This is a genomic window from Microbacterium sp. DMC48 (genome assembly GCF_056313825.1).
The window spans coordinates 422858-445584 of record NZ_JBQUZN010000005.1; the positions used below are offsets into that span (position 1 = coordinate 422858).

Here is a 22727-nt window from a genome sequence, read left to right on the forward strand (position 1 = left end):
GCCCACTGACATGTCGTCCGCGCCGCTGACACATCGCCCGTCTGCGAGAATGCGCTGTTCGATCGACCCCGAAACCTCGTGCCGGGGCCCGAGCATCAGTAATCTCCCGGAAACACATGGTGTGCATCATCATCACAACGATGTGAAAATGCAGCACTTCTCATTCCCACGACCTCGACTCGATTGAGAGACCGACATGCGCTCCACTTCCGCGCAGGACCTCCCGAACGTCCTGCCCCACACGACGGCGACGCAGGTGCCCCTGCGCCGCCTGCAGCGCTCCATGGACGCCCGCCACCTGATCATGATCGCTCTCGGCGGCGTGATCGGATCGGGGCTGTTCCTGAGCTCCGGCTACACCATCAACCAGGCCGGCCCCCTGGGAGCGATCATCGCCTACCTCGTCGGCGCGGTCGTGGTCTATCTGGTGATGGCGTGCCTCGGTGAGCTGGCGATCGCCTACCCGGTCTCGGGCGCCTTCCACATCTACGCGGCACGCTCGATCGGCCCGGCGACCGGTTTCACGACCGCATGGCTCTACTGGCTGTGCTGGGTGGTCGCGCTCGGCTCCGAGTTCACGGCCGCCGGCATCCTGATGCAGCGCTGGTTTCCCGCGGTGCCCGTCTGGCTCTGGTGTCTCATCTTCGCCGCGACCCTGTTCACCATCAACGCCATCTCGGCACGCGTGTTCGGCGAGACCGAATTCTGGCTTTCACTGGTGAAGGTGCTCGCGATCGTCGCCCTGATCGTGCTCGGCGGCGCCGCGATCTTCGGCTTCACCCCGCTGTCGACGGAGCACCCCGCCGCTGTCCTCTTCAGCAACTTCCAGACACCGGCCGGCCTGTTCCCGGGCGGCGTGGGTGGTGTCGTCGTGACCTCGCTCGCGGTGTTCTACGCCTTCAGCGGCTCGGAGCTCATCGGCGTCGCGGCCGGAGAGACCAAGGACCCGGCGAAGAACATCCCCCGCGCACTGCGATCGACCGTGCTGCGGCTGCTCGTGCTCTTCGTCGGCTCGATCACCGTCATCGCCGCCATCCTCCCCTACGATCAGGCAGGCCTGACGAGCAGCCCCTTCGTGGATGTGTTCCAGTACGTGGGCGTGCCCTTCGCCGCCGACATCATGAACTTCGTGATCATCACGGCCCTGCTCTCGGCCGGAAACAGCGGCCTCTTCTCGTGCGCGCGGATGCTCTTCTCACTCGCGGAAGAGGGACACGCCCCGAAGGCGCTCCTGCGTCTGACACCCCGCGGCATCCCGATCGTCGCCCTGAGCGTGAGCCTCGCTCTGGCACTGGTCTCGCTGCTGTCGAGCATCATCGCGGCAGAGACCGTCTACCTCGTGCTCGTCTCGGTCGCCGGCTTCGCCGTCGTGGCCGTATGGATGTCGATCGTCGCGTCGCTGTACTTCCACCGGCGACGTTTCGTCCGCGACGGCGGCGACATCGGCACGCTCGCCTACCGCACGCCGCTGTTCCCGGTCGTTCCCATCGTGGCATTCGCCCTGCTGCTGATCTCGATCGTCGCGATCGCGTTCGACCCGAATCAGGTCGCGGCGCTGTACTTCGGCGTCCCCTTCGTCGCCGCGTGCTACCTGTTCTTCTGGTGGCGTTACGGACGCCGCGGGGCGAGCCATCGCGTCGCGGTGTCGGAGGAGGCCCCGGTCACCGCGAACGACGCCCCGCAGGCGTGAGCGCCAGCGCTGCCTGGGTCGAGGTCGACACCGGCGCCGTCGCCCACAACCTCGGGGCGGTGCGGGACGCTCTCGGCCCGGGCGCGCACGTCTGCGCCGTGGTCAAGGCCGACGCCTACGGCCACGGTGTCGACCTCGTCGCGCCGACCCTCATCGCTCGCGGCGTCGAGAGCTTCGGTGTGACATCCAACGAGGAAGCCCGCACGGTGCGGGCCACCGGATTCACCGGACGCATCCTGCGACTTCGCGCCGCCCTGCGCGAGGAGGTGGAGGATGCCGCCGGCCTCGGCGTCGAGGAGTGGATCGGCGGTGCCGCACATGCCGCCGTCGTCGCCGCGGCGGGGGCGGCGACCGGGCGGCGGGGGCGCGCGCACGTCTCGATCAACGCGACCGGGATCAGCCGTGACGGCATCGACCTCGACGACGCGAATGCGGCGGCGCAGCTGAGGCAGATCGGCGCCGACGCGCGACTGGACGTGGTCGGCGTCGCGTCGCACTTCCCGTGCGAAGACGCCGATGACGTCCACGACGGCGCCGCCGCGTTCGCGATCCAGGCGCGCCACGCGGGCGCGCTGCTGGCTCGGGGGCCGCTCCAGCGCCACTGCGCGACCTCCTATGCGGCCCTGACCGTTCCCGCCTCGCGCTTCGACCTCGTGCGGATCGGTGCCGCACTGTACGGCGACACCTCGGCATCCCTCGCCGGACTTCGGCCCGCAATGCGCCTGGTGTCGCGGATCGCCGCGATCTCGGCGTATCCGGCCGGGCGCACGGTGGGCTACGACCGCACGCATCGACTCGATGCCCCCGCCCGCCTCGCCGCCGTTCCGCTCGGCTACGCCGACGGGTATCAGCGCACGCTCGGAGGGCGGGCCGAGGTACTCGTCCGCGGACGGAGGATGCCGGTCGTCGATCGGCTCGCGATGAACACCCTGCTGGTCGATGTCACCTCCGCCGAAGATGCCGTGATCGGCGACGAGGTCGTCCTCTACGGTGCACAGGGGGCCGAACGCATCAGCGGCGCCGATCTGGAACACGCGAGCGGACAGATCGCGGCTAACCTCTATACATCCTGGGGTCGCCTCCTGCCGCGGCGAGCGATCTCTCTGTCCGCCTGACCGACGCGAGAGCACGACATGGCTTCCCCCTCGTCATTCCTTCAGGGCCTCGCCCTCGTGGACGAGGCCGTGCGTCGCGAGAGGTCGGGTCGGCTCGCGCACAACGCGTCACGACTGGCCGAGTCGACCGGCATCGAGCGCAGCCGCGTGTCGCGGTTGACTCAGGAGCTGCGCGAGCTGGGTTACCTGGAGCGCGACGAGGCCACGCTCTTCGGTGCGGGGCCCCGCTATCTGCGCACCGGCGCGTCTCTCGCCCACCCGTGGCTGCGCGCCGCGCGCGGCGAGCTGCGCCGACTCGCCGTCGCCCACGACGTCAGCGCGGTCATCGCCGCCGCCGACGGCCCTGCGGCCGTGCTCTTGCGCGTGGAGCATCCGTCCGGGCGCGACGGCGGCTACCTGCATCCCGGCGCACGCCTGCCGATCTGGTGCACCGGCGCGGGACGGGCCCTGCTCTGGGACCACTCAGACGCCGAGATCTCGGCTCTTCTGGAGGCGGTGCAGTTCGTGGGCGTCGGCGGTCCCGCCGCAGCGCACTCCCCCGAAGAGGTGATCGCCCGTCAGGCGCGCGATCGGACGAGCGGGCGGATCACCGCGGCGCAGGAGTACGTCGAAGGCGCGCAGGAGCACGCCCTGCCCCTGCGGCGAGGGGGACGAATCGTGGCTGCGGTCGCGGTGACGGGTCCTGCTCGGGGGCAGCGCCGCGTTCGGGAGGCGCTCACCGCGCTGGCGTCCGCCGTCGACAGACTCAGCCTCGTCGCGGACCAGCCCGCCTAACGTCTGTCGGCGGCGCCGAGCGCTGCCGACAGGACCGTGGCGGCAGACACGCACGCGGCCCCGAGCTCGTCGACACGGGGCGCCAGCGCATCCTTCTCGCCGACGATCTGCAGACCGGCGACGACCTCGCCCTGGAAATCCCACACCGGCGCCGATACGGAGAACAGCTGCGGCTCGGCTTCCTCGTCGACGATCGCGAAGCCCTGCGCGCGGCTCACCTCCATGCGGGCGAGGAACTCATCGACGTCGCGCGGAGCGCGGGGGCCGCCGCGGGAGAAGTCCGTGTCGGCGAAGACACCACGGATCTCCTCCTCGTCGGCATCCCACAGCACGGCGCGTCCGGCGTCGCTGCAGAACGCGGGGTAGGCGCGTCCCACCCACGAGCCGATCATTCGTGTCGCCGGCGGCATGCTCTCCACGATCGTGACCGTGGCATCGCCGGAGAGAACACTGAGGAAGCAGGCTTCGCCGCTCGCAGCCGCCAGGTCGTCGAGCACGGCGAGCCCGGCGCTGCGCAGCCGCCGATGCACGAGTTCCTGCGCCGTGGCGTACCAGTCCCACGACAGGCGATAACGTCCCTCGCTGTCGCGAACGGCGAGCCCCTCGTCATGCACGGCGGCGAGAGTACGCGACACCTGCGACCGATCGCGTCCCAGTTGCTGAGCGACCTGCTGCACACTCACCCCGTCCGCGTGCATCGGAGACAGGGCGACCATGGCGGCCACCACGTCGAAGCCCCGACCCATGCTCGAACGCGAGGGCACTGCGGTGACCTGATCCTCGGGAACGGAACGCGGCGACATGGAACGAGGATATGCGGCCGTTCGGCCGCTCGGCGTCAGCGGCCGGTGCCGGCGTAGACGGTCGCCTCGGTGTCGCTGTCGAGACCGAAGGCGGTGTGCACGACGCGGGCGGCCTGGGCGAGCTCGTCACCGCGGAGCACGACCGAGATGCGGATCTCCGAGGTCGAGATCATCTCGATGTTCACGCCCGCGGTCGACAGCGCCTCGAACAGCGTCGCGGACACACCGGAGTGGGTGCGCATGCCGGCGCCGACGACGGAGAGCTTGCCGATCTGGTCGTCGTGCACGAGGCTCTCGAAACCGATGCCCGCCTGCTCGGCGGCGAGCGCCCGCAGCGCCGTCGCGGCATCCGACTTGGGCAGCGTGAACGAGATGTCGGTGCGACCGGTCGCCGCCGCCGACACGTTCTGGACGATCATGTCGACGTTGGCCCCCGACTTGGCGATGACGGTGAAGATCTCCGCCGCCTTGCCGGGAACGTCGGGCACGCCGATGACGGTGATCTTGGCCTGGCTGAGATCGGTGGCGACGCCGGCGACGATGGGCTCTTCCATGGGGGACTCCTCTGTGTTGTCGGGAGCAAGGCTTTCGGGAACGCTCATGCCCGGGCCGAGCACGAACGTGCCGCGTCCGGAGCTGAACGTCGAGCGGGCATTGATCATCACGCCGTGGCGACGCGCGTACTCGACGGCGCGGATGTACAGCACCTTGGCGCCGTTGGCGGCGAGCTCGAGCATCTCCTCGGCAGACACGACGTCGAGCTTGCGGGCCTTCGGCACGACGCGCGGGTCGGCGGTGAAGATGCCGTCGACGTCGCTGTAGATCTCGCAGACGTCGGCGTCGAGCGCGGCGGCGAGCGCAACGGCAGTGGTGTCGGAGCCGCCACGACCGAGAGTCGTGATGTCGCGGGTATCCCGATTGAAGCCCTGGAAGCCGGCGACGATGACGATCGCACCTTCGTCGAGCGCCTCACGCAGGCGCACGGGGGTGACGTCGACGATGCGCGCCGAGCCGTGGTCGGCGGTGGTGATCATTCCGGCTTGGCTGCCGGTGAACGATCGGGCTTCGAACCCCATCGAGTGGATGGCCATCGCCAGCAACGCCATCGAGATGCGCTCGCCGGAGCTCAGCAGGATATCCAGTTCGCGAGGCGCCGGGATCGGGGCGACCTGCGCGGCGAGGTCGATCAGCTCATCGGTCGTGTCGCCCATCGCGCTCACCGCGACGACCACGTCGTGCCCGGCGCGGCGCGCATCGACGATGCGCTTGGCGACCCGCTTGATGCTCTCGGCGTCGGCGACGGACGAGCCGCCGTACTTCTGGACGATCAGCGCCACGTGTGGAACTCCTGAAGACATGTCGACGGGCACTCGGATGCCGCGCCCACCTCCCCATCCTAGGGATCGGCGCATACCGCCAACGCCATGTGACGGGCGACCGACGAGGCACCTCGCCAGGTCCGCAGAATGCGACGACGTCCGCACCCGATCGGCATCCCGGGTGCGGAGTTCATGACATTCTGCGGAGTTCGTGCGGACTCAGCCCGCCGCGGCAGCGGCGTAGCGATTCGCGGCGGCGGCCACATCGTCGACGTAGGCGTCGAGGTGGTTGTAGGCGAACACCGCGGCGCGCCAGCCCGCGGCATCCGCCATCGCCGACGCCCCGCACAGGTAGCGCGCCGTCGCGAGGGCCGCGTCGTCGATCTGGTTGGGGTCGGCGACACCGTCGCCGTTGCCGTCGGCACCCCAGCGTGACCACGTGTCGGGAATGAACTGCATCGGCCCGACGGCGCGATCCCAGAGCGTGTCGCCGTCCCAGCGGCCGCCGTCGGTGTCGGCGATCGCGGCGACGCCGTCGCCGTCGAGAGCCGGCCCGCGGATGGCGGGAGTGGGGTACCCGTTCTCGCCGAGCACCGCACCGCCGTGGCGGCCGTGATCGGACTCGATCGCTCCGATCGCAGCGACGGTGCCCCAGCCGAGCCCGCAGGAGGGCTGTTGCGCCGCGACCCGCAGCTGCGCGTTTGCGTACGCCTGCAGCGCGCGCACGGGGATGCCGGTGGCCGCAGAGACGCGCGAGAGCCAGACCGGGTCGACCGACGCAACGGGCGCGAGCGGGGCCGACGACGCGGCCACCGCATCACCGGTGACGGGCGCGACGGCCTCGGCATCCTGTTTCTCGGGCATCTCCACGAACGCACCGACGGGCCGCTCCGCGGGTGATGCCGGCGAGACGGACGGCGCCGCCTCGACGTGTGTGAGGACGCCCCCGAGGAACACGGCCAGCAGTGCGACGGCACCGAGCGCGAGTGCGACCTCGCGCCACGACCACCGCGCACCCATCCGTGTCCGTCTCCCTGTCAGCCGAAACGGCCGTTGACATAGTCGAAGGTGCGCGGATCGATCGGCGACGAGAACATCGCGTCGGTGTCGCCGTGCTCGACGATGTGACCGGGCTGGCCCTGCGAGGCGAGGAAGAACGCGCACTGCTGGGACACCCGCTGCGCCTGCTGCATGTTGTGGGTGACGATGACGATCGTGACCTCGTGAGCAAGCTCGGTCATCGTCTCCTCGATGACGCGCGTGGAGGTCGGGTCCAGCGCCGAACACGGCTCGTCCATCAGGAGCACCCGCGGCCGCACCGCGAGGGATCGGGCGATGCACAGGCGTTGCTGCTGTCCGCCGGAAAGCCCGCCGCCGGGCGCGCGCAGCCGGTCCTTCAGCTCGCGCCAGAGCCCGGCCTTGGTGAGGCAGGTCTCCACGAGCTCGTCCTTCTCACCGCGACTGGCACGGATGCCGGCGAGCTTCAGGCCCGCGACGACGTTGTCGTAGATGGACATCGCCGGGAAGGGATTCGGCTTCTGGAAGACCATGCCGATCTTCTTGCGGGCGTCGACGAGACGATGGCCGGCGTCGTAGATGTCGTCGTGGTCGAGCAGCACCTCGCCGGCGAGGGATGCCGAGGGCACCAGTTCGTGCATGCGGTTGAGGATGCGCAGGAACGTCGACTTTCCGCAGCCGGACGGGCCGATGAGGGCCGTCACCTGGCCCGCGGGCATCTGCAACGACACGTCGTGGAGCACCTGGTGGTCGCCGAACCACGCGGAGATGGAGCGCGCCTCGAGCTGCGACGGCGACAGCGGGACCGCGGTCGCGCCGACGGCATCCGTGTGCGTCCCCGGGGCACCGCCGACAACGACGGCTCCGCTCGGCGCGGGAGACAGGGTCGATTCGCCACCGGCCATCACCAGCGCGGCGGAGACCGGCGCGCGCCCGCTCGCGCGTCCGAGGAAGCGCGGGCGGAGCGCACGCTCGGCGCGGTGGGCTGCGCGGGACGGTTCGATGTCGTCAGACATGGGGCTCCGAGTCAGAGAAGGTTGGGAAGCAGGCGGACGAGTTGATCGCAGACGAAGACGCTGGCCAGCAGCAGGATCGGCACGAAGACGATCCAGGTCTTCTGCGCGCCGACCCGGCGAAACGCCCAGACGGCGGCGATCTCGGCGGCGACGAGGAACTGGAGCGCGAAGACGAGTGCCCACACGGTCGTCGTGTCCGTCGCAAGCGCCGCATGCGACGGCGGCAGCGTGATCGGGGTGGTCTGACGCGCACCCGCGGGTTGGCCTTTGTCGACGAGTCGAGCGTCGACGTACGCGATCCCGGTCGGCACGTACGGCGCCCCGCGCGCGGTGAGCAGGATGAGACGGCTCTCTCCGCGGGTGGGTGCGGGCGGCGTCGGGTCGCCCGCGTAGCGGACTCCCAGCACTTCGAAGGTGTGCAGCCCTTGCCCGGTGCGCACCTCGAACCGCTCCCCCGGCTGCAACGACTGCAGACGCCCGAACGGCCCACCGAAGGCGGCGGCGCGGCCCATCACGACGCTGACGCCGACCTGGCCCGGCAGCACCGTGTCGCGGCGGTGGCCGGGGCCGCCGGCGAGGACACCCGATGACGTTCCCTCGGCGATCACCTCGTTCACCCCGAGGCGGGGGATGTCGATGATGCCGACGGGCGCGCCGTCGGCGAGGAGCACGTCGTCGAAGTCCCCCTCACTGACCGGCGCCGTGCCCGCAGCGAGCTGCGCGCGGTAGGTGTCGGAGAGCTGCTGCTGCGCGGCGAAGTGCAGCACGTGACTGAGCACCAGCAGATGGAACACGAAGGCCAGGGCGAGGGCGGCGATGAGAGAGACGATGCCGCGTACGAGAGCCTGTCCGGCCGACAGGGGCGCGTATTGAGGAGCGGGTCGCGGCATCCGGCGGGGGCGCCGCGGGGGCGGCGGAGGCGGAGCGGATGCCGGGGGCACCGCGACCGGGGCGACGACCTGAGTCGCATCGTCGAGCACGGTCATGCCGTGGCCTCCGAGGTCTTCGCGGCGAGGGCGAGCGCGACGGCGCGCCACGCGAGCAGGGCGATCACGAGCGTCGCCGCCAGCAAGATGCTCAACCACGGAAAGACGACGACCAGCGCGTCGCGGGTCACGGGGGTCAAGGCCGTGCCGTCGACGGTGGCGGGCGGCGTGATCTTCACGTGGGTGTTGACCAGGCCCCACTGGCCGGCGCCGTGCAGACGTGTCGAGATGAGGCGCGTCTCGCCCGGCTGCAGCCCCGTGACGGGCACCGCGGATGCCGAATCCAGTGCCGTGCCGAACAGCACGCTCTCCATCCAGAAGTCGGCGGTCAGGTCGATCACGCTCGAGGAGGCGTTTCGCACCGACAGCCACAGCGTGACATCCGCCTCCGCAGGATCGGGCGACAGGGCCACCGACGAATTGACACCGCTCACGTAGACCATCCCCGCGATGCTGACCGTGCCGCCCGTGCCCGTGCCCGTGCCCGTGCCCGTCCCGCTGCCGGCGCCCGTCCCGGTCCCGCCACGTCCACCCGTCGCCCCCGTACCCGGGCCCGATCTGCCTGACGAGGGAGAAGGGACGGGTGCGGCGGACGATGAAGTGGGGCGCGGCGTGGGGCTGGGGGTCGACCCGTCGGTGACGGTGACGGTGAGGTTGGCGCTGTCATTGCCGTCGTCGTCGGCGGCGTGGACCAGCGTGGAGGGCACCAGCAGCAGTCCGAGCCCGAGTGCCGCCGCGACCAGCGCCCGCCCGATCCCGGTCATGAATCCGCCGGGGCGGTCGCCGCGGCGGCACGCACCCTCGCCTCGGCCGCGATGGCCGCCTGCTGCTCGGTGTAGGCGATCCATTCCCGGGCGCGCGCCTCGTCGCGCCGGCGCCGCCAGCGCAGCAGCAGAACCACGGCCGCGGCGACAGCGGCGGCGATCAGCAGCATCCACGGGACGGCGACGACAACCGTGTCGCGGCTCACCGGTGCGACCGCGACCTGCATCGCGGCATCCGGGGCGTCGACGAACGGCGTCAGCTTCGCCGCCGGATTCAGGTAACCCCACTGTCCCACTCCGACGAGATCGAACTCGTAGGTCGCGGAGTTGCCCGGAAGGAGCACGGGGATCGCTCCGCCCTGCGTCTCGGCGGCGGGGATGCCGAACCACGTCACGGCGCCCATGGAGACGTTCGCCGCGAGCGCGACGTTGCCGGGGTTGTCGACCGTATAGAGCACCTTGAGCGTGCCGCCGAAGGGGTTCCACCAGTCCCCCTGATACGTCGCATCGAAGCTCGCCAGGGTCAGACGCGGCTGCAGGTCGCCGGACACGCGCGCGAACAGCGCCGTCGCGACGCGGCGGTCGAGACTGACCTGTTGCCCCTCCTCCGTGACCGAGGCGACGATCCCGCCCGCGTGGTCTCCGGGGGTCGCGTCCGCGGGGAAGGCGACGGTGAAGCTGAGCAGACGCACTTCCTGCGGCTCGAGGGAGAACTGGATGCGGTCCTGGCCGTTCTCGAAACGCACCCACGTGCCCAGGGCTTGCGGGGTCTCGGCGGTGGCGAGCAGCGAGAACTCACCGCTGGTCGCGTTGTACGCGTCGGTCGCGTAAACGGTGAAGTCCTGTCGCTGCGTGCCCGTGTTGCCGACCAGCACCTGGTCGGTCACGCTCTGGCCGGGATCCGCTGCATACGCGAATCGGGTGCGCCCGTCGGGGCGGCCGTCCGTTCCTGCGGGACGCGTCGCGACACCGACCGAGGCTGCCGACGCGCCGGGGTCGGGAGCGGTGTCGTCGGCACGAGCGGGCAACGCGCTCGCGGCGACGGGGAGCGCGAGGGCGAGCGCGAAGAAGAACGCACCGAACGTGTGCCGGATGCGCCTTCCCGATCGGGTGGTCGAGAACTGCACGGTCAATCTCCGCAGATATGGGCGACGAGGGGTGGTCGCGGGGATGAACGAGGGGTGATCGGGACGGCTCCGGAAGATGACGGATGCCGCGTCGGCCCGATCGCATCGTGAACGCACCGTGTGGGGAGGTCGCGAACGACCTCCCCACACGGCTCAGCGTCGGGCCGCAGGGCTCACTTGGAGGTGAGCGTCAGCGTCAGCGTGGAGTGGTACTGACCGGCCGCGGCATCCTTCGGCGCCACGAACTTCAGGTCGGCATCGAGCAGCGCACCGTCGGTGAGCGTCGACACCGCCGTGCTCTCGGCGATCTTGGTGCCGTTGGTGCCGAGCGTGACGCCCGGCAGCAGCGAACCGTTGTCGAACGCCTTCGGCGTGATCGTCAGCGCGGAGGCCGGGATCTCGTCGGAGCCCGCCGTGAACTTCGACCACGCGGCGTCGAGGGTCCAGCCCTTGAGCACCTTGCGGTCGTCGATGACGGTGACCTTGCCGAGCGACTTCGTCGACGACGCGTTGCGTGCCACGTTGCCGAAGTCGATCGCCGTCTGCGCCGCGTTCAGCGACCACAGGTCGCTGGCCGTGACCGCCGCCTGCAGGTCGACCGTGTCGGTCTTGGCGGGGTAGCTCGGCACGGGGACCGTGAAGGTGCCCCACACGACGACCGTCGAGCTGCCCGGCTGGGTCAGCGCGATGGTGTGCGCACCGGGAGCAAGCGTGGCGATGTTCACGACGACGTCACCGGAGGTGGCGTCAGCGGTGACCTGACCGAGGTTGGTCGCGGTGGACCAGCCCCAGGCGGTCAGCGTCTGAGCCTTGAGGCCGACACCGGCGGGGACCGTCACCGTGGTGGCACCGTCGGCGGGGTCGGCGATCGTGACCTTGCCCGCGTCCGAACCGGTCGGCTCGGTGGGCACCACGTTGGTGACCGTGAGGGTCGCCGCGGAGGTCGTCGCCGTGCCGGCCGAGTTGGTGTAGACGGCCTGGTACTTCGTACCCGACTGTGCCAGCTGCACGTTGGACACCGTGAGGGTGTCGGAGGTGGCGCCCGCCACGTCCGACCACGTGGTGCCGTCGGTCGACGACTGCCACTTCACCGTCGGCGCCGGCGAGCCCGAGGCCGCGGCCGTGAACACGGCCGACTGGCCCGGCAGCACCGTCTTGTCGGCCGGCTGCGTCGTGATCGCCGGGGCGGTCGTCGACACCGGAGCCGTCCAGCTGAGGCTGCCGCCCGTGGTCGCCGTACCGGCACCCAGCACCACGGTCGTGAAGACGACCTGCACGGCGTGGTTGCTGCCGTCGAGCCACGCCTGACCGAGGCTGAACGTGCCGCCCGCGTTGAGGAGGTCGTGGAAGTCGCCGGCGACGGCGGGATTGTCCGTGAGGGTGTCGGGTGTCACGTAAGGACCCCAGCCACCCCCGCCTCCCGTGCCGAGATACCCGGCGGGGTTGTCTTCGGTGCCCGGGTTCGCGATGAAGGTGATGACGCCGACGAAGCTGCTCGGGTCGGAGAACTTCGACGCGGCACTGGGGTCGCTCGCGACCGGCGACAGCAGAACGTCAGTGCTCTTCCAGTTGCTTCCCGTCGCGGGGAGGGGGAGCGCATTGCCGTCGAGCAGGTAGACCGTCTGGTTGCTGACGGGCGCCGCCGCGTACGCAGGCGCGGCCGCCAGTGCGCCGACTGCCGTGACTGCCGCGGCGGTCACGAACAATGCGACGCCGCGCTGAATGGTTTTCTTCATGATGATGCGGTGTCCTTTTCTGAGGATCGGCAGATCAGTAGGTGTCGGAGGACAGGGCGTAGACGATGTTCGTCGTCGACGGCGCGAGGAAGCCGAACTTCGTCTTCACGGCTCCCGGGGTGGACGGAAGCGTCCCGTAGCCAGCGAGGCTGGTCGCGCCGGTCTTGGTCGGGTCGAGCAGCGCGGCGACCTTGGCATCGTTCGCGAGCGCGGACAGCGCGGTGACGAGGTAGGTGTTGCGTCCCCACGTGGTGCTTGCGTAGTAGGCGGCGGTGGGCGTCAGCGAGGACGTGCCGGTGTAGACCGTCGTCGAGGAGGACAGCGGGTTGCCCAGCTTGACGCTGCCGGCGGAGCCGAGAGCGGTGTTGGCGGCAGCGATCGAGTTGAACGGAACGGCACCGTTGGACTGGGCGATCCAGCCGGCGGCCGAGAAGGGGATGACCGCGCCGACGCCGACGGCGCTCAGCTCGGTCGCCACGTTCTCCTGCTTGGCGTCGTCACCGGTCGCGACGCCCGCGGGCTTGTTGTTGTTCGAGTAGCCGAGGCCCGTTCCGCCGCCGTTGCCGAGGAAGAACTTGCGGGTGCCCGACGAGGACTGCGGCAGCAGCGGGCGCAGGGTGACACCGGCGACCGGCTGGGTGCCGTCGTAGAGGTTCTTCAGGTCCGCGCCGCTGAGGGCCGCGACCGCGTCCTTCTGCGACTGGCTCCACGAGGCATCCTCGACGTACGCGTACGAGACGGCGTCGCGGGCGAAGGGGATGAAGGCGATGTCGCTGGCAGCCGGGCTGGACTGGTTGGAGTCGAGCGTCTTCGGGCCGCCCGAGGAGCGCGCGATGTCGACGTAGCCCTGCAGGCTCTGCGAGCCGGTCTTGGACCACTGGTAGCCGTTGTTCTTGAGGTTGAACGACGCGATCATCGAGTTGATGCCGTCGCCCGAGCCGGAAGGACGCAGGAAGTACTTGAACTGGCTGCCGGACTTGGTCTGGATGAAGCTGCCCGAGCCGGTGTTCGGGAACGCGTCGAAGGACGCGTTCGGCACACCGGATGCCTTCACCTGGACGAACGAGCCCGTGACGCTGGTGCCGTTCACGAGGGCGTTGACGACGTCCTGGATGGTGTCGGAACCGGCGAGTGTGTAGCCGCCGGTGGGAGTGGTCGGCTCGGCGTTGGCCGGCGCCGCCACGAACGCGACGCCGGCGAGGGCGAGCGCGACAACCGCGCCGAACGACGCAGTCTTCTTGAACTTCATGGTTTGCCTTTCGAAGGTGAAGGGTCCGACGCGAGTGTGCGTCGTCTTGGTCCCGGTGAGCGGGCTCAAGTCTGTGAGGGCATCCGTCGCCGGCGGCCCGTGAGGGCGCTGACGATGACGGCTGCGACGGCCGCGAGAAGAGCGATGGGAACCACCGCGCCGGTCGCGGCGACGGGATCGGCGGGGGTCGTGCTGGCGCTGAGCGACATCGCGGCGCCTGTCGCCGCCGGCTGGGGCGGCAACGTCCCCGACGAGTCGCTGGAGCTCAGCGGCGCGGCCGCGGCGGGGGCCGGTGCTCTGACGACCGTCGCGGAACTCGGAGCCGAGGGCTGCGGCGAGGGCGCGACCGGCCCCGCAGCGATGCGGTCGGCGACCTCGGTGGCCGCCCCCACCCACGCCGTCGGAATCGGTGCGTAGCCCTCGGGGAGCTGTCCGTCGGCGGATCCGGGTCGCTGGCCGGCGCCCACCGCGTAGCGGATGAAGGACGCGTAGCTGGAGCGCAGCTCGGCATCCTTCCCGTCCGTGCGGGCCGCCGCGTAGACCGGCATAGCCAGCGGATACGCGTCTGTCGCCGCCACCGCTTGCGATGAGGCCGGGTCGAAGGCCACCATCCCGGACGAGCCGGCCACGGGCGTCATGGCGGCAGCGGCAGCAGTGAGGCTCGACGTCGTCGGAGCGACGAACGTGCCGGCGGGGTTCAGGAGCGCCGCGGTGTGGACGCCGTAGCGTTCCGATGCGCCGAGGTCGGTCACGCTCATGACCGCCTGATATCCGGGGAGGCGCCGGACCGTCTTGCTGAACTTGGGTGGGCTCGCCTGCGGATCCCATGACCCCAGCAGCAGCGCATCGCCCTGAAGCGTCAGTTTTCCGCCCGAGTCGTAATCGTTGGTGTACGGCCGCCAGGTCACCAGGTTGATCGGAGGAGTTCCCTCGGTCTTGTCCGCGGGGCTCTCGATGGGGTCGGCCTTGGGATAGTTGTCCATCGGGATGCCGAGAGCCGTTCCCGTGGGGTTGATCCGCGGATTGGTGGAGAACCAGGGATTGACCTTCATCCCCCACGGGTCAGGATCGCCGTTGAGGAAGGCGCGGGCATCCGCGTCGGCCAGGATGTACTTCCAGATCGCGACGGCGCCGTCGGATCGGCCCTGCGGAACGAGGAGCCCGGCGAAGACCAGACCGCGAAGACCCTGGTACTGCCAGTCCGCGTCGTTGATGGACCGGAAGTCCGGATCTTCCGCCAGGTTGTAGGCGTTGCTCCCGGGGTTTGCGTTGTCCTTGTAGCCGATCTCCGTCTTGTCGGCCCCATACGGCAAGGACTCGACATAGGACGACGTCAGCAGCTTGGCGATCAGCCGCGGAGTGAGCTTCATCTGCGTGAACGGCAGATTGGTGCGTTCCGCCACACCACCCGGCGCCGTGGAGCTGTTCGGCGCGGTGCGGTCGACGGCGAATGCGACCGACAGTCCCGTCAGGGCGATGGGCGCGTAGGCGAGCGGATCCTTCTGGCCGTCGGCGACGGGCAGGGGCTGGGACGTCAGGGCGAGTGGCGCCGAGGGGTCGGCGGCTGCCGCCACCACGGCGTTCGACTCGACGCTGGTCAGGTGCGAGTAGATGGCTCCCCCGGCCTGCCCGCAGAGCGTCGGCTGCCAGGACTGGATCGCGTTCGCCACGAGCTCGCTGCCCTGCAGCTGGCGCTCCGCGGCGCCGATCGCACAGTGCGCGCCGATGGGTCGGAACTGCAGACGGACGGCGAGCGCGTGCTTCCAGTTGTCCCAGAAGAGTCCCGACGAGGAGTTCTGAGTCTCGCCCACGTCGTTCACGCCGCGGGGCACAACGACGAGCCAGCACGGCGCGCCGGTCGCGCTCGCGCCGGCGCCGACGGCGGCTCCGCATCCGAGTCCGATCGACTGCAGCGCGGTGTGCGTTTCGAACGCGACCGAGCCGGCGCCGTCGCGGCCGCTGCCGGCCCAGGGGATCTCGTTCGTCGTGTAGCTGGTCTGGAACTCGTTGACGTTCACGCTCACGGCATCCGGCACCTTCTTGCCGTCGACGACGGTCGCGATGACCTTTCCGGTCGCGGAGCGGAAAGGAATCGCCGTAATGGTGGGGGTGAAGAAGTTCGTTCCCGGCGCGGTGTACTGCTGGTCCTGCGCGGCCACGCTGCCGGGCGTCCGTGCCCCGTCTCGGGTCTGGCCGGCCCTGTTGAACGCGCCGTACTCGCACGTGGTGCGATCGGGACGGGTGGGGTCGGTCGGATCGTCGCCCCAGCACTGGAAGATCTGCAGGAAGTTGGTGCCCCCGCTACCCGGCACGGGGGGCTGCGACTGCTTGGCGCCGGTCCAGCTGACCGTGATCCCCTGGTTGACGAGGTCCGTCGTCTGCGACACGGTCACCGTCAGATCGGGCATCGGCGCCGAGGCGAGATCCCGGTCCTGGGCCTTGGCAGTCACCGTCACCTGACTCGAGTCCGCGGCACGAGCTCCGGTCGGCGCGATCGTCACGCCCAGCCCCGCCACGAGGGCGAAGACGGCACCGGCGGTGAGCACTCCGGTGAGTCCGGAAGCGAACCAGGTGCGGCGTCGGGTACGCGGCAACACGTTCAAGATTTCTCCAGGGATTCGCGGCGACCTACGCCGGATGCGATCAAGGTATGGGCGGGTTGTGGACATCAGATGAATCGCCTGGGAACGAGCCTGCTCCAGCCCGTACTCAACATGAGAACGCTTTAATGTCCAGATCAGACGGAAAAAATAGGCACGCCGAAGACGCGCCCCGTCACGCGCAGGGGCGCGGGGTGACCGATGTGCTCAGCGCTTCGAGCCGCGCAGGCGTCGCGACAGCAGCGGCGGCAGCACGATGGCGGCGAGCAGGAGCGCGCACGCGACGAGCATCGTGATCTGCGGCACTCCCCAGCCGTCGGAGGCGAGGGTGAACGGCGACGACACCGCCTTCGCACCACCGGTGCTCGCTCCGGAGACGAGATTGCCGTTCGCATCGTAGACCGGGTCGGACCCGCCCGCCGCCGCGCCGGCGGCGGCCGCCGGCGCGGCGGCATCGGCGGCGCCGGAGCCGCTCGTCGCCTGTCCCGATCCGCCGGTACCGGTCACGGGCGTGTCGACAGTCGCTCCCCCCGTGCCGGTGGCACATTGCGTCGTTCCCTGCTTGTCGCAGTCGGCCGGCATCGTAGCGGTGGCGGCGAGCTGATTGTTCGACGGTGAGTCGCCGGGCTTGAAGGTCGGGTTGTTGCAGCTGTTGAAGTCCACGCCGCCGACGGTTCCGGGGATCGTCTTGATGACGTCGGAGGCCGCCTGCACGAGGTTCATCGGCAGCGGCGAGTACCCCAGCGCGGATGCCTGCTGCTGCCCCTCGCAGATCATGTAGTCCGCGAACTTGCTCAGCGTCTTGCCCTTCTCCGCGGTGAAGACCTTCGTCGGCTGGGTGGGAACGATCATGTACGAGTAGCTCGACATGGGGTACGTGCGAGGGTCGGCGTTGTTGTAGACACCGTCGAGGTTCTGTGTGAGATCGGAGTTGATCGCCGCGCCCATGAGCGCGACCGCGACCGATTGGTAGGTCGGCTCGACGTAGTACCCCGATTTGTTCAGGACTTTGGCGACCGGGAAGCCCGACTTCAGCGCGTACGAGTACTCGACGTAGGTAATCGCACCCTCACCGTAGTTCTGACTGACGTAGCCGGCGACGCCGAGTGATCCGCTCTGCGCCTTGAAGGCTCCGCTCAGCGACGGGAACTGCGACGTCATGCCGCGCGTCCAGATGCTCGGGAACTGGGACGACATCCACAGTGTGAACTGGGCGCTCGTGCCCGACCCGTCCGAGCGCACGACCGGCGTGATCGACTTGTCGGGCATCGCGAGCGCGGGGTTGTCGGCCTGGATGGCCGGATCGTTCCAGTTGGTGATCGCCCCGGTGAAGATCTTCGCGATGACCTCGCCCGACAGTCGCAGGTTCGTCACCTGCTTGCCGGCGATCTTGAGGTTGTACATCAACGAGGTACCTCCGGCGACGATCGGCATGTACGAGTAGGTCGTGGCCGGAATCTCGGGCGCCGATCCGTCTTCCGGGTGGGCCTGGAACGGGATCTCACTGATCGCGAAGTCGACGGTCTGGTTGATGAAGTCCTGTCGACCGGCCGAGGAGCCGGTTCCGGAGTAGTTCACCGTCATGCCGTAGTTGCCCGCGACGTTCTTGCGCCACTGGTCGAGTGCGTTCTGCGACCAGGTCGATCCTGAGCCCGAGATGGGGACATACGACTCGGCCGCCTGCGCAGGCAGCGGGATCAGCGCGATCAGCGCGGCGACGACGGTCGCGGCGGCGAAACGGTACCAGCGGGCTCGCGCGATCACGACGGGTTCTCCTCGTTCGAATGGGTGGGTTCTGGCGAAGCGGATGCCGTGGGCTGCGCACGCGGCGTGCGCGCGGCGGCATCCTGGATGCGCCCGAGGTCTCGCGCGGATGCCGCGGCGACCGCGCGACGCTGCCGGTCGCTCAGCTGCCCGGGCCCCCGCCCGCCGATGAGGCGTGCGATGAGGAACAGGGCGAGCACGAGCAGCACGAGTGTGGCGGCCGCGCCGAAGCCTCGGGCGATCATGTTCGGCTCGGGCGACTTGACGAAGTCGAACACCTGCAGAGGCAGCGAGATCATCGGGCCGCTGAACGGGTTGAGGTTCATCTCGGCCGTCACGCCCGAGGTCAACAGCACGGGCGAGGTCTCGCCGATCCCGCGCGCGGTGCCGAGGATGACCGCGGTGACCAGACCCGAGCGCGAGGTCGGAAGCACGACGTGCCAGACCGTCCGCCACCGGGTCGTGCCGAGGGCGTACGACGCCTCCCTCAGATTGTTCGGCACGAGGCGGAGGACGACGTCGGAGGCGCGGATGATGATCGGCAGCATCATGACGCTGATCGCGAGCGCCGCCGCGAACCCGGACCGCTGGTGAGTGACGAGGGTGACGATCGCGGCGTAGATGAACAAGCCGGCGACGATCGACGGCAACGCGGTCATGGCGTCGGAGATCGTGCGCACGAACCGGGCGAAGCGACCGCCGATCTCGTTCAGGAACACCGCCGTCGTGATTCCGAGCGGGATCGTGATGACGAGGGCGATCGAGATCTGGATGAGCGTACCGACGATCGCGTGCGCGATGCCCCCGACGCTGAGCGGTTCGAGCGGACCGGCGAGCTTCATCGTCTCGACGAAGAAGTTCGGGTTGATCAGCGCCGGGACACCGCGCACGACCGTGTACCCGAGCACGAACACCAAGGCGCCGAGCAGAATCGCTCCCGCCGAGTAGAAGAGGGCCGTCATGATCCGCTCACTGACGGTGAGGCGATCGGCACGCAGCGACGAGAGCACCGCGTAGATGCCGAGGAAGGCGATGAACGAGATGATCAGCCATCCGATGAAGCCCGTCATGGGTGTCAGCCAGCCGAACAGCAGCGTCGCGACCGCGATGCCCGCCGCCACTGCGCCGACCACGTTGAACGCGTCGTCGAGCGGCACGCTGCGCAGGTCGCGCCGCTGTCCCACCTCATCGTGACGGACGGGGATCGCGGTGCGGACCTTCGGCGACTGCTCGTGCGCGGCCGGCGACCGCGGGACTGTTTCGATGATCGTCATCAGTTGCTCTCCGCACCCGACCGGCTGCGGGCGACGATGGTGGATGCCGTGAAGTTGACGATCAGCGTGATGATGAACAGCACGAGGCCTGCGGCCATGAGCGCGGACAGACCGAACTGGCTGGCCTCGCCGTAGCGGAGGGCGATCAGCGCCGACACGGAGTTGGTTCCCGTCTTCAGCACCTGCCAGTTGATGGTGAAGATGGGCGAGATGATCATGACGACGGCGATGGTCTCTCCCAGCGCCCGTCCGAGCGCGAGCATCGTGCCGCCGATGATGCCGCCGCGTCCGAACGGCAGCACGACCGTGCGGATCATCCCCCACCGCGTCGATCCCAGGGCCAGCGCACCCTCCCGCTCACCCAGCGGCGCTTGCGAGAAGGCCTCGCGCATGACGGAGGTCTGCGTCGGGACGATCATGAGCGAGACGACGATGCCGGCGATGAAGGCCGAGGACGTGAAGGCGCCGGCATCCGTCACGCGGGCGCCCGCAGGGTCGGTGACGGCGAAGAGGGGAATCCAGGAGAAGTAGGTGGAGATCCACTGCGAGACCGGAATGACGTTCGCCTGCAGGAAGAACACACCCCACAGGCCGAACACGACGCTGGGCACGGCAGCCATCAGATCCACGAGGGAGATGAGCGTGGATCTGATGCGCCCGGGCACCACTTCGCTGATCAGCAGCGCCGTGGCCAGCGACAGCGGCAACGCGATCGACAGAGCGATGAACGCGATCGTGACGGTGCCGAAGAGCACGGCGGCGATGCCGAACTGGCCGTCTCCGCCCTCCGGCGACCACGCCTGGGTCCACAGGAACGCCGGCCCCGAGCGGGCGAGCGCCTCGCCGGCACGGCCGGAGAGGAACACCCCGACGGCGAGCATGATCGCCACGGTGATGCCTCCGGCCGCATAGCAGACGGCGCGGAAGACCCGGTCCGCCTGTACGGGACGCGAGACCAGCGAACGCGGCCGAGGGGCCGGGGATGCCGGGATGACCTCCGTCACGGAGTCAGTGGTCATGGCGCCTCCCTGGCGTGCGGAACGGGTGGGCGGATCTCGAGGCCGAGCGACGCTGGTCGTTCCGCAACGCGCGCGCGGCGGAGCCCTCGGGAGGGGCTTCGCGGAGCCAGGATGACGCGGGAGGGTGAACGACGACCGCTGCAATCGTGTCGCACGCATGACCGCTGTGCGTGCGAGAGGTGTCCGTCATGGTCGGGGAGGCTCCGTCGCCGGGGGCATGTCGATCGGGGTCGACGACGGCAGGGGCGTCAGTGTCGGGCTCGCCGACGCGCGCGGCGTCGCGGACGCCTCGGGGGGAACCCGCAGCACCACGACCGTGCCCACCGCAGCGTCCTGCCCCGGCCCCGGTGCGGTCTCGGCGACGACACCGGGGACACCCGAGCCGCCGGCGGCCACACGAGAGGAGAAGCCGGCGGCAGACAGCACGCCCTGTGCCTCTGCCGGCACCATCCCCGTCACGACGGGAACAGTATTGAGGCCTGACGCCGCGCGCAGCGCGATCACGGCACCCGCACGGACCTCGTCGCCGGCGGCGGGCACCGAGGCGAGCACAGTGTCGCGCACCGCGGGTCCGTCGTCGCGGCCGATGTCACCGACCGCCAATCCCGCCCGCTCCACCGTGCTCACCGCCTCGTCGACCGTGAGTCCTCGGACATCCGGGACCACGCGGCGCGCGCTCACCGCTGCAGTGTCGGCCGGTGATGCGCTCGGGGCCGACGTCGCCGTCGCCGTCGCGGCGGCGCCCGCTGTCGCGATCGGGTTCTCCGGCGTCGAGGCGGCCATGGCCGACCAGCCGGCAGCGGCGGTCACGGCGGCGATGAGTCCGGCGGCGATGAGAGGCGCCTTCCACGCCCCGCGCGTGTGCGAGAGAGGTGCGGGCGGGGGCCCCGGTGTGGAGGCGAGGGGCAGCCCGCTGCCGCCGGTGGGGACATCGCCGCCCGGCAGCCGCGTGCGATACACCCGTGTCGCCACCGTGGGCGATGCGGCCATCGCCTCGCCCGGCCCCACGTCGATGACGGCGTCGAGAGCGGCCCGCATCGCGGCGGCATCGGGGTATCGATCCTGCGGACGCTTCAGCATGGCGGTCGTGACGAGCCGGTCGAGAGCCGGCGGGATGCCGCGACGACGCGCCGACGGCACCGGTGGGGGCGCCGACAGGTGCGCGCGGACGACTGCCGCAGTCTCGCCCTCGAACGGCGAACGTCCCGTCAGCGCGAAGAAGAGCGTGGCACCGATCTGGTAGATATCGCTCGCTTCTCCGACCGCCTCACCCGAGAGCTGTTCCGGCGATGCATAGGGAACGCTGGCGACGACGCCCGCGCCCGCCTCTTCGGATGCCGCACCGCTCAGCAGCGGGTCCGCGCCGCGCGTCGTGCGCCCCGGGACATCGGCCAGACCGAAGTCGAGGAGCCGGATGCCGCTCACCGTGCCGTCCGCGTCGGCGCTCGCGCGGGAGGTGAGCATGATGTTCGATGGCGTGATGTCGCGGTGGACGACACCGCCGGCGTGCGCGGCGCCGGTCGCGTCGAGGACGGCGGCGAAGACGGCCACGGCATCCACGATGGTCAATGGCCCGCGCTCTCGTACGTGGTCGGCGAGAGTGACGCCCTCGACGAGCTCCATCGCGATCCATGCAACGGGTGGATCACCCGGCGCGAGACCCGCGTCGTAGACCTCGGCGATGTTCGGATGGGCGATCGCCTGCGCAGCCCGCACTTCTTCGAAGAACGCCTCCCAGGCGACCGGCCCGACGGCCAGATGCGGGTGCAGCAGCTTCACGGCCACGCGGCGCCCGTGCCGTGTGTCATCGGCTTCGAAGACGGCGGCCGTGCCGCCGCTTCCCCGGAGCTTCCGGAGACGGAACCGTTCGGCGATGAGGCCGTCGCTCATTGCAGGATCAGCGGGTCCACCGGTGCCGGCCGGCCGCGCCCGAGGTCGGTGCCGCGCGACGCGGTGGCGGCCAGCTCCTGCATGAGGCGCACCGCGAGAGCCGCAGCGCTCTCGGCGGCCGAGCGCTTCTCGTAGCGACGAGCGCCCATCATCACGAGCGATCCGCGCGCGCTGACGAACCACCCGGTGCTGCGCAACCGGGGCGCCGGACTGGTGTGGATCTCGAACGTCGATGCCGCGCGCAACAGCTGCGCCAGATCGATGCGGGCCGCCCCCTCATCGGTGAACACACGGCATCCCCGTGCGATCTCACGCCGGTTCTCGCTCACCAAACGCCATGCGACGGCGGGCTCGAGGGCCGGCAACGGCTCCTGACCACTCGCGAAGGGTCCGACGCCCGGATGCCCGGATGCGATCTCGGCGACGACGCGCATCCATTCGAGGGCGCTCTTGTGCGAAGCCGCGGGAAAATGCGCGTAGAGAAGACGCGCGGACATGATTCTCCCTTTCGCGACACCGGAGGTCGTGCACACGGCCGCGAGGGAAGAGTGGCGGTCCGAGGCGACGGCGACCGGACGAACCGG

18 protein-coding genes are annotated in these 22727 nt (G+C 69.9%); 3 read left to right on the forward strand and 15 right to left on the reverse strand.

The window, feature by feature from the left end; genetic code table 11:
- Positions 1-196 precede the first annotated feature (196 nt).
- From ACT53O_RS11165 to ACT53O_RS11175, 3 genes are read left to right on the forward strand one after another with little or no spacing between them, the layout of a single operon-like run.
- Positions 197-1690: an amino acid permease gene (locus tag ACT53O_RS11165; RefSeq protein ID WP_476152426.1), complete on the forward strand. Its 1494-nt coding sequence runs from the start codon at positions 197-199 to the stop codon at positions 1688-1690.
- Positions 1687-2805 carry an alanine racemase gene (alr, locus tag ACT53O_RS11170; protein ID WP_476152428.1) on the forward strand — a complete coding sequence of 373 codons (1119 nt, stop codon included), beginning with the start codon at positions 1687-1689 and terminating at the stop codon, positions 2803-2805. The genes ACT53O_RS11165 and alr overlap by 4 nt, the downstream gene beginning before the upstream one ends.
- An 18-nt stretch (positions 2806-2823) precedes the next feature.
- A complete protein-coding gene (locus ACT53O_RS11175) occupies positions 2824-3579 on the forward strand; it encodes an IclR family transcriptional regulator (protein ID WP_476152430.1) in 756 nt (251 codons plus the stop codon).
- Here the strand turns inward: ACT53O_RS11175 and ACT53O_RS11180 are convergent.
- The 15 genes from ACT53O_RS11180 to ACT53O_RS11250 all read right to left on the reverse strand — a co-directional run bounded on the left by ACT53O_RS11180 (position 3576) and on the right by ACT53O_RS11250 (position 22640).
- On the reverse strand, positions 3576-4382 hold the full coding sequence (locus tag ACT53O_RS11180) for an IclR family transcriptional regulator (RefSeq protein WP_135949410.1): 807 nt from the start codon (positions 4380-4382) through the stop codon (positions 3576-3578). The genes ACT53O_RS11175 and ACT53O_RS11180 overlap by 4 nt on opposite strands.
- A 35-nt stretch (positions 4383-4417) precedes the next feature.
- Positions 4418-5719, reverse strand: a complete 1302-nt coding sequence (locus ACT53O_RS11185) for an aspartate kinase (RefSeq protein ID WP_294946325.1) — start codon at positions 5717-5719, stop codon at positions 4418-4420.
- A 201-nt stretch (positions 5720-5920) separates the two neighbouring features.
- Complete coding sequence (locus ACT53O_RS11190; RefSeq protein ID WP_476152433.1) at positions 5921-6721, reverse strand: lytic transglycosylase domain-containing protein; 801 nt, start codon at positions 6719-6721, stop codon at positions 5921-5923.
- A gap of 17 nt (positions 6722-6738) precedes the next feature.
- Positions 6739-7518 carry a phosphate ABC transporter ATP-binding protein gene (locus ACT53O_RS11195; protein ID WP_476152627.1) on the reverse strand — a complete coding sequence of 260 codons (780 nt, stop codon included), beginning with the start codon at positions 7516-7518 and terminating at the stop codon, positions 6739-6741.
- Between the two features lie 227 nt (positions 7519-7745).
- Positions 7746-8720, reverse strand: coding sequence for a sortase (locus ACT53O_RS11200; RefSeq protein WP_476152435.1), 975 nt, complete (start codon positions 8718-8720; stop codon positions 7746-7748).
- Complete coding sequence (locus ACT53O_RS11205) at positions 8717-9484, reverse strand: hypothetical protein (protein ID WP_476152437.1); 768 nt, start codon at positions 9482-9484, stop codon at positions 8717-8719. The genes ACT53O_RS11200 and ACT53O_RS11205 overlap by 4 nt, the downstream gene beginning before the upstream one ends.
- Complete coding sequence (locus ACT53O_RS11210) at positions 9481-10611, reverse strand: COG1470 family protein (RefSeq protein ID WP_112930910.1); 1131 nt, start codon at positions 10609-10611, stop codon at positions 9481-9483. The genes ACT53O_RS11205 and ACT53O_RS11210 overlap by 4 nt, the downstream gene beginning before the upstream one ends.
- Before the next feature lie 173 nt (positions 10612-10784).
- Positions 10785-12347, reverse strand: a complete 1563-nt coding sequence (locus tag ACT53O_RS11215) for an immunoglobulin domain-containing protein (RefSeq protein ID WP_112930909.1) — start codon at positions 12345-12347, stop codon at positions 10785-10787.
- A gap of 34 nt (positions 12348-12381) precedes the next feature.
- On the reverse strand, positions 12382-13596 hold the full coding sequence (locus tag ACT53O_RS11220) for a hypothetical protein (protein ID WP_476152440.1): 1215 nt from the start codon (positions 13594-13596) through the stop codon (positions 12382-12384).
- A gap of 65 nt (positions 13597-13661) precedes the next feature.
- Positions 13662-16193 (reverse strand): hypothetical protein, encoded by a 2532-nt coding sequence (locus tag ACT53O_RS11225; protein WP_476152442.1) that lies wholly within the window; start codon positions 16191-16193, stop codon positions 13662-13664.
- A gap of 210 nt (positions 16194-16403) precedes the next feature.
- On the reverse strand, positions 16404-17960 hold the full coding sequence (gene pstS, locus ACT53O_RS11230; protein WP_476152444.1) for a phosphate ABC transporter substrate-binding protein PstS: 1557 nt from the start codon (positions 17958-17960) through the stop codon (positions 16404-16406).
- Entirely contained in the window at positions 17957-19234 is a 1278-nt protein-coding gene (gene pstA, locus ACT53O_RS11235) for a phosphate ABC transporter permease PstA (RefSeq protein WP_476152446.1), read from the reverse strand. The genes pstS and pstA overlap by 4 nt, the downstream gene beginning before the upstream one ends.
- A complete protein-coding gene (gene pstC, locus ACT53O_RS11240) occupies positions 19234-20253 on the reverse strand; it encodes a phosphate ABC transporter permease subunit PstC (protein ID WP_135949419.1) in 1020 nt (339 codons plus the stop codon). Before pstC ends, pstA begins: the two co-directional genes overlap by 1 nt.
- 186 nt (positions 20254-20439) lie before the next feature.
- Complete coding sequence (locus tag ACT53O_RS11245; protein WP_476152448.1) at positions 20440-22143, reverse strand: protein kinase domain-containing protein; 1704 nt, start codon at positions 22141-22143, stop codon at positions 20440-20442.
- Entirely contained in the window at positions 22140-22640 is a 501-nt protein-coding gene (locus ACT53O_RS11250) for a hypothetical protein (RefSeq protein ID WP_039411694.1), read from the reverse strand. Before ACT53O_RS11250 ends, ACT53O_RS11245 begins: the two co-directional genes overlap by 4 nt.
- Positions 22641-22727 lie beyond the last annotated feature (87 nt).